10 protein-coding genes are annotated in these 8,997 nt (G+C 67.3%); 2 read left to right on the top strand and 8 right to left on the bottom strand.

Going from position 1 to position 8,997, the window contains the following annotated elements:
• The 7 genes from BGN95_RS10320 to gltX all read right to left on the bottom strand — a co-directional run.
• The coding region (locus tag BGN95_RS10320) for a 6,7-dimethyl-8-ribityllumazine synthase (RefSeq protein WP_502688276.1) at positions 1-253 on the bottom strand (253 nt) is incomplete at its 3' end.
• A 24-nt stretch (positions 254-277) separates the two neighbouring features.
• Positions 278-1,429, bottom strand: a complete 1,152-nt coding sequence (ribB, locus tag BGN95_RS10325) for a 3,4-dihydroxy-2-butanone-4-phosphate synthase (protein WP_179512913.1) — start codon at positions 1,427-1,429, stop codon at positions 278-280.
• Positions 1,413-2,024, bottom strand: a complete 612-nt coding sequence (locus BGN95_RS10330) for a riboflavin synthase (protein WP_179512912.1) — start codon at positions 2,022-2,024, stop codon at positions 1,413-1,415. Before BGN95_RS10330 ends, ribB begins: the two co-directional genes overlap by 17 nt.
• 14 nt (positions 2,025-2,038) lie before the next feature.
• Entirely contained in the window at positions 2,039-2,986 is a 948-nt protein-coding gene (ribD, locus tag BGN95_RS10335) for a bifunctional diaminohydroxyphosphoribosylaminopyrimidine deaminase/5-amino-6-(5-phosphoribosylamino)uracil reductase RibD (protein WP_286772575.1), read from the bottom strand.
• A 122-nt stretch (positions 2,987-3,108) separates the two neighbouring features.
• Complete coding sequence (locus BGN95_RS10340) at positions 3,109-3,456, bottom strand: hypothetical protein (protein ID WP_286772576.1); 348 nt, start codon at positions 3,454-3,456, stop codon at positions 3,109-3,111.
• Positions 3,457-3,600: 144 nt separating this feature from the next.
• The gene (locus BGN95_RS10345) at positions 3,601-4,251 is read right to left on the bottom strand and encodes an energy transducer TonB (protein ID WP_179512911.1); all 651 of its coding nucleotides are present in this window, start codon (positions 4,249-4,251) and stop codon (positions 3,601-3,603) included.
• Between the two features lie 242 nt (positions 4,252-4,493).
• Positions 4,494-5,822: a glutamate--tRNA ligase gene (gltX, locus tag BGN95_RS10350; RefSeq protein WP_286772553.1), complete on the bottom strand. Its 1,329-nt coding sequence runs from the start codon at positions 5,820-5,822 to the stop codon at positions 4,494-4,496.
• A gap of 85 nt (positions 5,823-5,907) precedes the next feature.
• Between gltX and BGN95_RS10355 the strand changes: the two genes are divergently transcribed.
• Positions 5,908-6,843 (top strand): ribose-phosphate pyrophosphokinase, encoded by a 936-nt coding sequence (locus tag BGN95_RS10355; RefSeq protein WP_179512909.1) that lies wholly within the window; start codon positions 5,908-5,910, stop codon positions 6,841-6,843.
• Between the two features lie 264 nt (positions 6,844-7,107).
• Here the strand turns inward: BGN95_RS10355 and BGN95_RS10360 are convergent, their stop codons facing one another.
• On the bottom strand, positions 7,108-7,359 hold the full coding sequence (locus BGN95_RS10360) for a PilZ domain-containing protein (RefSeq protein WP_265271196.1): 252 nt from the start codon (positions 7,357-7,359) through the stop codon (positions 7,108-7,110).
• Between the two features lie 188 nt (positions 7,360-7,547).
• Here BGN95_RS10360 and BGN95_RS10365 point away from each other — a divergent pair.
• On the top strand, positions 7,548-8,997 hold a 1,450-nt coding region (locus tag BGN95_RS10365; RefSeq protein WP_502688277.1), incomplete at its 3' end, for a lysine--tRNA ligase.

Below are 8,997 nucleotides of genomic sequence, written 5' to 3' on the forward strand. Positions count from 1 at the left end.
CGCGCGCGCTTTCGTTCGCGACGATCTCGAAATGATAGGTCTCGCCGCGGATCACCACGCCCAGCGCGACATAAGCGTCGTACCGGCCGGTCTCCGCCGCCAGCGCGATCGCGCCGGGGATTTCGAGTGCGCCGGGGACGGTGACGATCTCCGCCTGATGCCCGGCTTCCTCGATCGCGGCGCGCGCGCCGGCGATGAGCATGTCGTTGAGATGATCGTAGAAACGCGCTTCGACGATAAGGACGCGGGCCATGATGCGATGCCTTTTGTTACGTGGTTATGCCGCGCCGGTGCCGGTGATAGCGCGTTCGGCGACGATCGACAGGCCATAGCCTTCGAGCCCGATCAGCGCGTGATGCGTGTTGGTGAGGAGGATCATCTCCTCCACCCCCAGCTCGGCGAGGATCTGCGCGCCGACGCCGTAATCGCGCAATTCCTCGATCTCGGGGGCGCCCGGCCCCTTGCCCTCGGCGCGCGCCTTCATGAAGCGGGTGACCGCGCCCTGCATCGGGCGGTTGATCACCACGATCACCCCGGCGCCCTCCTCGGCGATCAGCTCCATCGAGCGCGACAGCAGCCCGGTGCGATCCGATTGCTCGCCGAACATGTCGACGAAGAAGCTCGCGGTGTGCATCCGCACCAGAGTCGGCTTGGCGGGATCGATCCGGCCCTTGACCAGCGCGATCGTCTCGTCGCCGGTCGCCTTGTTGAAGAAGGTGATCGCGCGCCACGTGCCGCCCCAGCGCGATTCGAACGTCATCTCGGCCTGTTTCTCGACGAGATGATCGTGGCGGCGGCGATAGGCGATGAGATCGCGGATCGTGCCGATCTTGAGGTTGTGGAGCTGCGCGAAGGCGACGAGGTCGTCGAGCCGCGCCATCGTCCCGTCCTCGTTCATGATCTCGCAGATCACGCCCGAGGGGTTGAGCCCGGCGAGCCGTGCGACGTCGACCGCCGCCTCGGTATGCCCGGCGCGCACCAGCACCCCGCCCTCACGCGCGACGAGCGGGAAGACATGGCCGGGGGTGACGATCTCGTCCTTCCCCTTGCCCGCGTCGATCGCCACCGCGACGGTCCGCGCGCGATCGGCGGCGGAGATTCCGGTGGTGACCCCGTCGCGCGCCTCGATCGAGACGGTGAAGGCGGTTTCATGCCGCGTGCCGTTGTTGCGGCTCATCAGATCGAGCCCGAGCTGGTCGACCCGCGACTTGGTGAGCGCGAGGCAGATCAGCCCGCGGCCGTGACGCGCCATGAAGTTGATCTTCTCCGGCGTTGCCATCTGTGCCGGGATGACGAGATCGCCCTCATTCTCGCGATCCTCGTCGTCGACCAGGATGAACATCCGGCCGTTCTTGGCCTCTTCGATGATCTCCTCGGGGGAGGAGAGGAAGGCGTGGCGCAGGCGCGCGAGTTCAGCCGGCTTTGGCACGATAATGTTCCATCCGTTGGAGATAGCGGGCGAGGACGTCGATCTCGATATTGACCGGCTGTCCGGGGGCAAGCCCGCCCAGAGTCGTCACTTTCTGGGTGTGCGGGATCAGGTTGATCGTGAAACGGGTGCCGTCGGCGCGATCCTCGACAGTGTTGACGGTGAGCGACACGCCGTCGACCGCGACCGAGCCCTTGGCGGCGAGGAACGGCGCCAGATCGCCCGGCACGCGGATCGCGATGCGCCGCGAATCGCCGTCGGGGGCGATCTCGACCACCTCGGCGACGCCGTCGACATGCCCGGTGACGATATGCCCGCCGAGCTCCTCGCCGAGCTTCATCGCGCGTTCGAGGTTGAGCCGGCGGCCGGCGCTCCACTGGCCCTGCGCGGTGCGGCTGGTGGTTTCGCCCGAAACGTCGACCGCGAACCAGCCCGGGCCCTTGTCCACGACCGTCAGGCACACGCCCGAGCAGGAAATCGACGCGCCGAGATCGATCCCCGCGGTGTCATAGGCGGTATCCACCACGACGCGCAGATCGCCGCGGGCTTCCGCCGCTTTTATCGTGCCGATGTCGCTGACGATCCCGGTAAACATATCGCGTCCTTGCTCTATCGCTGGCGCACATAGGTCTCGAGCCGGTCGCTGCCAAGCGCGCGTGCGTCGTCGAGGCGCCAGCGGCCGTGCGCGTCGGCGAGGCTGGCGAGCCCGATGTCGCCCAATGCGGCGCGTCCGCCGCCGATCAGGATCGGTGCGCGGTAGATCAGCAGGCGATCGACCAGATCGGCGGCGAGGAAGGCCGACGCCGCGCCGGCGCCGCCCTCGACCAGCAGATGGTCGCCGGGAAGCGTCGCGATATCGGCGGGGCTGGCGATGACGGTACAGCCGGGGGCGTCGACTAGGCGCGAGGACAGGATCACGCGCTGCGGCGCGCGATTTTCGAGCCCGGGGAGGCGGACGTCGAGTCGTGGGCGGTCGATCTCCCGGGTCCCGCGGCCGACGAGGATCGCTTCGTGCCGCGCGCGTTCGAGATGCGCGTGCGCACGCGCTTCCGGGCCGGTGATCCAGCGGCTCTCGCCGTCGATCAGCGCGATGCAGCCGTCGAGCGAGGTGGCGAGCTTGAGCGTCACCTGCGGGCGCCCAAGCGTGCGGCGGGTAAGGAAGCCGGCGATCGACTCGCGCGCCGCGGGGGCCAATGTCCCGGTCGATACCGCGATTCCGGCAGCGGCGAGCCGGGCGAGGCCGGCGCCGTCGGTGCGCGGATCGGGGTCGGTGAGCGCGGCGACGACCCGCGCGACCCCCGCCGCGACGAGCAGATCGGCGCAGGCCGGGCCGCGCGGCGAGCGGTGCGCGCACGGCTCGAGCGTGACATAAGCGGTCGCCCCGCGCGCCGCCGCCCCCGCTTCGGCGAGCGCCATCGCCTCGGCGTGCGGGCGCCCGCCGGGCTGGGTCCAGCCGCGCCCGACGACGCGGCCGTCGCTGACGATCACGCAGCCGACATTGGGATTGGGGGCGGTCCGCCCGCGCGTCCGCGCGGCGAGCGCGAGCGCCGCGGCCATCCAGCGCTGGTCGGCGGGCGTCGACTGATCGGCACCGGCCCGCTCCCCCACCTGGCCTCCCATCAAGGATACTTTCGTGGGAAGCCGGGTGGAGGAGCGGGCCGGCACCGCCATTCCGGCACTCAGATGCCCCAGCGCTTCAATTTGTCGTCGAGCCGCTGGAATTCGGCGCGGGTCTTTTCCTGCTCCTTGGCCAGCTCGGCTTCGTCTTTTTCCTTCTTGGCCTGGTCGATCTTCTGCTGCGCGTGAATCTCGGCGTCGGTGCGGTCGAGCCGCCATTGCTGCACGTAGATGATGTCGGGCTTGTACGGCTTCTCGACGTGCGAATCCTTGATGAAGGCGAAGACGAAGAAGCTCGTGATCATCACCGCCAGCATGAAGAACACCAGCTCATGCCGCTGGCGCTGATGCAGAAACAGCCGGAGGTCTCGCAGCGCGCGGAGCGGCGACATGCGGGCGAAGAATTGCATAGGGCGCAAGATAGGCGCGTGGGGCGGGACATACCAGCATCTGTTTTGAAAAGGGCGGCACCGGCCCGCTCCCCCACCCGGTCTCCCATCAGGATACGCGCGTGGGAGATCGGGTGGGGCGCGGGCCGGCGCCGCGAAAAACACTCAGGAGGTCATTTCGAACCGCACCGTCATCGTCCGCCACGCTTCGACCGGCACCCCGTCGCGGGTCGCGGGGCGGAAGCGCCAGCGGGTCAGCGCCTGGCGCTCGGTGGTCTGCCAGAAGGCCTCGCTCGGGGCGGAGACGCGCTCGACCTGCTTCACCCGGCCGTCGGTGCCGACCAGCACGCGGATCACTACCTTGCCCTCGTTGCCCAGCCGCTGTTCGCCGGCGGGATAAGCGGGCTGGAAATCGCGCGCATAGCGCTGGTCGATCGTCGCATCGATCGTCACCGGGGGCTTGGCGGGGGGATCGATGATCCGGTCGACGGCATTGCCGATACCCGGGTCGACCGGGGGAAGCGGCGGCAGGACGTAGGTGGGCGTGCGCGGCGTCTCGACCAGCGGTTCGACCCGGTCGATCGGCGGGGTGGGCGCCGGATGTTGGGCAATTTTCGGCCGGGGCTGCTCGATCGGTTGCGGCGGCGGGGGCTGATCGATCGGAATGGGCTTGATGATCAGTACGTCATCGATCTTCTTCTTGAATGCCGGCACCGACAATATCAGCCCGGCCATCACCGCCCCGTTGAGCGCGACCGCGATCGCGAGGCTACTGGGACTGAACTTGCGTGGTTGGGCAAAACGATCCGCATACATTGGCCTGATCCTCTCGATTGTTTCTCCTTTTGCCGGTCGCCCGGTTCGGTGATGATACAACGTCGCAAACTGATCGAGAAGAGACTTTGTAACGTAACATTGCGAGTGCCGCGCCGGGTGAGCGTCGCGGTCTCCGCGCTCCCGCCGTTCGCCCTGAGCTTGTCGAAGGGCTGCACTTCTTCAAGGCAAGAAATGTGCAGGGCTTCGACAGGCTCAGCCCGATCGGGGAAAACGTGCGCCGATTATGATCGAGCGAGCCGCGCCAGCGCGCGATCGCGCCCGATCAGCGGGAGCAGCGCGGCCATATCGGGTCCGTGGTCGCGCCCGGTGAGCGCGCGGCGCAGCGGGAGGAACAGCGGCTTGCCCTTGCGCCCGGTCGCGTCCTTGAGTGCGGCGGTCAGCGCGTGCCACGGATCGCCCGCCCAGTCGATCGTCGCGGCGAGCGCCGCCGCTTCGGCGAGATAATCGGCATCCTCGCCGGCCGCGGGGGCGTCGACCGGCCCCTCGATCACCTGCCACCAATCGGCGGCCTCGGCGACGGTGGCGAGGTTGGGGCGCACCGCTTCCCACGCCGCGGCGCCCATTGCCGCGGGCAGCCGGGTCGCCACCGCCTCGTAGGAGAGATAGTGAACGATCCGCGCGTTGAGCTGCGCCAGTTCGGCCTCGTCGAACCGCGCCGGCGCGCGCCCGAAGCGCGCGAAATCGAACCCGGCGACGAGCGGCGCGACATCGCCGACCGGCTCGACCGGGTCGCTCGTCCCGAGCCGCGCGAGCAAGGCGCGGATCGCCTGCGGTTCGATCCCGGCTTCGCGGAACTGATCGACCCCGACGCTGCCGAGCCGCTTGGAAAGCTTGCCCTCGCTCCCCGTGAGCAAGGCCTCATGCGCGAAGGCCGGCGGGGCGGCGCCGAGCGCGTCGAACATCTGGATCTGCAGCGCGGTATTCGAGACATGATCCTCGCCGCGCACGACATGGCTGATGCCGAGATCGATATCGTCGATCACCGAGGGCAGCATATAGAGCCACGACCCGTCGGCGCGGCGCACCACCGGATCGCTCATCGTCGCGGGGTCGAAATGCTGCTCGCCGCGGATCAGATCGCGCCAGGTGATCGGCGCGGCGTGATCGAGGCGGAAGCGCCAGTGCGGACGCACGCCGTCGGCCTCGAGCTTCGCGCGATCGGCATCGGAAAGGTCGAGCGCGGCGCGGTCATAGACCGGCGGCAGCCCGCGGCCGAGCTGGATCTTGCGCTTGAGATCGAGTTCCTGCGCGCTTTCATAAGCGGGATAGATCCGCCCCGCCGCGACCAGCTCATCGAATCGGCGCTGGTAGAGCGCGAATCGGGCCGACTGGCGCACTTCGTCGGCGGGGATAAGCCCGAGCCACGTCAGATCGGCGCGGATCGACTCGACATGACGCTCCTCGCTGCGTTCGGCATCGGTATCGTCGATGCGCAGCATGAAGCGCCCGCCATTCTTCTGCGCGAACAGCCAGTTGTGCAGCGCGGTGCGGATATTGCCGACATGCAGCCGCCCGGTGGGCGACGGCGCGAAACGGGTGATCACGGTCATAGCCGCCCGCTTAGGCGCTTGCTCTTCCCCTCGCCAGCCCTCCGCATTAAGGCGGCCGCTTCGGGGCGCGGAAGGGCACGCACAAATGAAACTGATGACCGGGAACTCGAATCTGCCGCTGGCGCGCGATATCGCCGCCTATCTCGAGTTGCCGCTGACCGAGGCGCTGGTGCGCCGCTTCGCCGACGAGGAGATCTTCGTCGAGATCCGCGAGAATGTGCGCGGCGAGGACGTGTTCGTCGTCCAGTCGACCAGCTTCCCGGCGAACGACAATCTGATGGAATTGCTGATCTGCATCGATGCGCTCAAGCGCGCCTCGGCCAAGCGGATCACCGCGGTGGTGCCCTATTTCGGTTACGCCCGGCAGGACCGCAAACCCGGCCCGCGCACCCCGATCTCGGCCAAGCTCGTCGCCAATCTGATTACCACCGCGGGCGCTGATCGCGTGCTCTCGGTCGATCTCCACGCCGGGCAGATCCAGGGCTTCTTCGATATCCCGACCGATAATCTGTTCGCCGCGCCGGTGATGTCGGCCGATATCCAGGCGCGGTTCGGCGACAAGAATCTGATGGTCGTCTCGCCCGACGTCGGCGGTGTGGTCCGCGCGCGCGCCTTGTCCAAGCGGCTCGACAATGCCCCGCTGGCGATCGTCGACAAGCGCCGCGAGCGCGCCGGCGAATCCGAGGTGATGAACATCATCGGCGACGTCGAAGGCCGCTTCTGCATCCTGATCGACGATATCGTCGATTCGGCCGGCACCCTGTGCAACGCCGCCGCCGCGCTCAAGGAAGCGGGGGCGGAGGATGTCGTCGCTTATGTGACGCACGGCGTGCTCTCGGGCGGCGCAGTGGCGCGGGTCGAGGGATCGGTGCTGCGCGAGCTGGTGATCACCGATTCGATCGGCAATCAGGAGATCATCTCCGAGGCCAAGCGCATCCGGCATCTGACGATCGCGCCGCTGCTGGCGGAGGCGATCCGGCGGATCGCGGATGAATCGAGCGTTTCTTCTCTTTTCGATTGATCCCTCACTCTCCCCGTTTGGGCTGAGCTTGTCGAAGCCCTGCCCTTTCTTCCGCGGAGGAAGGGCAGCCCTTCGACAGGCTCAGGGCGAACGGGGGGTTCAAGCTCACGGCAAATGGGGGTTAAAGCTCAGCCCGAACGGGGTTTAGGGAAGCGAGCGCGCCGCGGCAACGCCGCGTCGTCGGACGGGTTCGGCTCTGCCGACCCGCCGGCCGGGCAATAGTTTCGCTTCGCTGCGCTTGCGATCGGCGCGCAGCGTGCGCGCCTAACTATTGCCGAGCGCGACGATGTGATCGAACACCGCCGGATGCAGCGGCTTGGCGAAGGCGCAGCCATATTTGAACTTGTCGCGCCACGCGACCACCGCCTCGAGCGCGGCGAGCCCCGGCAAGGTCAGCCAGACGGTCTGGCCCGGCCACATCGTAAAGCTGGTATGCGCGCGAAATCCCGTGGTGGAGAGATCGACCACCTCGATCTCGAAGCGCGTGGTGCCGCGATCGCGCAAATGCGCACGCATCTTCACCGCCTTGCGCAACGCGAGACGGCTTTCCTCACCTTCCTGGGACGCGGGGATGGGGACGACCTGTTCCATAGAACGGGCTATGCCGGATTAATGGTTACCAATCGGCAAACGGATCGCGCGGTTTCGATGAGCTCCCGTTGCCCTAGCCATCGCCGCCGCGTCTCGCTACGTCGCACCGCACCATGACTGATGATCTCCGCACCGCAGCCCTAGAGTCCAAGGCCTGGCCGTTCGAGGAAGCGCGCAAGCTTCTCAAGCGCTGGCCCGAGGGCAAACCGGGGGGCGAGGCGATCATCTTCGAAACCGGATACGGCCCGTCGGGGCTGCCGCATATCGGCACGTTCAACGAAGTGCTGCGCACGACGATGGTGCGCAACGCATTCAAGGCTTTGTCCGACCAGCCGACGCGGCTGATCGCCTTTTCCGACGATATGGACGGGCTGCGCAAGGTGCCCGACAATGTCCCCAATCAGGCGATGCTCGCGCAATATCTCGGCAAGCCGCTGACGCAGGTGCCCGATCCGTTCGAGAAGTTCGAAAGCTTCGCGCATCACAACAATGCGATGCTGCGCGCCTTCCTCGATCGCTACGGCTTCGACTACGAATTCGCTTCGTCGACCGAATATTATGCTGCGGGCCGCTTCGACGAGCAGCTCCGCAACGTGCTGCGCAACTATGATGCGATCATGGCGGTGATGCTGCCGACGCTGCGCGGCGAGCGCCAGGCGACCTATTCGCCGGTGCTGCCGGTCAGCCCCAAGTCGGGGGTGGTGCTGCAGGTGCCGGTCGAGGTGGTCGATGCCGAGGCGGGGCTGATCCGCTTCGTCGACGAAGGCGAGACGATCGAGCAGAGCATCCTCGGCGGCAAGGCCAAGCTGCAGTGGAAGCCCGACTGGGGGATGCGCTGGGCGGCGCTGGGGGTCGATTATGAGATGCACGGCAAGGATCTGATCGATTCGGCGGCGCTCGGCGGGCGGATCTGCCAGATTCTCGGCGGGCGGAAGCCCGAGACGCTCGTCTACGAGCTGTTCCTCGACGAGAAGGGCGAGAAGATCTCCAAGTCCAAGGGCAACGGGCTCAGCCTCGAACAATGGCTGACCTACGGCCCCGAGGAATCGGTCGCCTTCTACGCCTATCGCGAGCCCAAGAAGGCCAAGCAGCTGCACATGGGGGTGATCCCGCGCGCGGTCGACGACTATTGGCAGTTCCGCGGCAATTATGCCGGGCAGGCGATCAAGGAGCGGCTCGGCAACCCGGTCCATCATATCCACGACGGGCGATTGCCCGAGGGCAATCTGCCGGTGACCTTCGGGCTGTTGCTCAACCTCGTCGGGGTGATGGGCGAGGCGTCGCCCGAGCAGGTATGGGGCTATCTCGGCAATTATGTCGCCGATGCCTCGCCGGCGCGCTATCCCGAGCTCGATCGGCTGATCGGCTATGCGCTGGCCTATCACCGCGATTTCGTCGCGCCGACGCTCAAGCGCCGCGCGCCCGAGGGGGTCGAGGTGGCGGCGCTCGAACGGCTCGACGCGGCGCTCGCCGCGCTGCCCGCGGACGCCTCTGCGGAGGATATCCAGAACGAAGTCTATGAGATCGGCAAGACCGGCGGGTTCGCCGAATTGCGCGACTGGT

Origin of the sequence: Sphingomonas sp. 66-10, assembly GCF_001897045.1 — a bacterium.
GTDB classification, from domain to species: domain Bacteria; phylum Pseudomonadota; class Alphaproteobacteria; order Sphingomonadales; family Sphingomonadaceae; genus Sphingomonas; species Sphingomonas lycopersici.